The organism is Streptomyces sp. NPDC058650 (assembly GCF_042717315.1).
Lineage (GTDB): Bacteria > Actinomycetota > Actinomycetes > Streptomycetales > Streptomycetaceae > Streptomyces.
This window is the reverse complement of the sequence record NZ_JBHXRL010000103.1, coordinates 1-1,022: the sequence shown is the minus strand read 5'-3', so window position 1 is coordinate 1,022 and position 1,022 is coordinate 1. Positions and strand designations below refer to the sequence as shown.

2 protein-coding genes are annotated in these 1,022 nt (G+C 65.1%); one reads left to right on the top strand and one right to left on the bottom strand.

Annotated features, from left to right (window positions below; translation table 11 throughout):
• Positions 1–28: 28 nt before the first annotated feature.
• Positions 29–400 (bottom strand): ArsR/SmtB family transcription factor, encoded by a 372-nt coding sequence (locus ACFWWU_RS37580; RefSeq protein ID WP_384153812.1) that lies wholly within the window; start codon positions 398–400, stop codon positions 29–31.
• 92 nt (positions 401–492) lie between these two features.
• Between ACFWWU_RS37580 and ACFWWU_RS37575 the strand changes: the two genes are divergently transcribed.
• Positions 493–1,020, top strand: a complete 528-nt coding sequence (locus ACFWWU_RS37575; RefSeq protein ID WP_384153809.1) for an EXPERA domain-containing protein — start codon at positions 493–495, stop codon at positions 1,018–1,020.
• The last annotated feature ends 2 nt before the right edge of the window (positions 1,021–1,022 follow it).

Genomic DNA, 1,022 nt, shown 5'->3' with positions numbered 1-1,022 from the left:
GCCGAGGGCGGACCGGACGGGGTCGAGCTCATGCCGGCACGCTCACCGGCGGGATCTCGGGCAGCCCACCCTGGTCGACGAGTTGGCGCTGGGTGGTCTCGAGGATCTCACCGAGCAGCGCACGGGCGACGCGCAGCAGATCGGCGACCTGCGGGTACGCCAGCCGATAGTAGACGAGGCTGCCGCGTCGGTCGGCCACGACGAGCCGATTGCGACGGAGCACCGCGAGGTGCTGCGACAGGTGCGAGGCCTCGAGCGAGGTCGCCGCGATGAGCGCGGAGACGGATGCCTCGGGTGCGGCGGAGAGCACCTCGAGGATGCGGATGCGGATCGGATGCGCGAGGCCCTTGAAGAGACCGGCCTTCAGCTCGTACAGCGGGCGGTTGGGGTCCGAGAGCATGTGCGTCTCCATGGGTTTACGGATTGATGAAATCATCATGTCATGAGAACCGCACTGGGCGGACGCCGCGCTCGGCGCTACGCTCTCGATCCATGACCGCCGAACCGGTGCCCGTGCCCGTGCCTGTGTCGAACCTGCCGCTGCGCGAGCGCCCGTTCGATTGGTTCTTCATCGTGGTCTTCTCGCTCTTCACGATCACGAGCCTGATCAGCGACATGCTGCCGACGCTCGGCGTCGACATCTCATCGCCGTCGTCGAACTTCTTCGTGAACTCGAACTACTGGTACGCGAGCGACACCGACCCGCTCTTCATGGAGCCGCCGGTATGGATGCGCATCGTCACCGGACTCTCGGCGTTCGTCTACATGCCGTTCTACATCGTGCTCGTGCTCTCGCTGATTCGCGGGTGGAACTGGATCCAGCTGCCGAGCGTCATCTACGCGACGATGATCTCGACGATCACGGGCATCATCGTGTTCGGCGTCGAGTTCTTCGGCGAGCCCGAGTGGCAGACGACGAACCCCGCGAAGTTCCTGGCGTTCAACCTGCCGTACGTGCTCATTCCGATCGTGCTGCTCGTGCGCATGCGGAAGCCCTCGCCGTTCACACGCCGGTTCTGAGT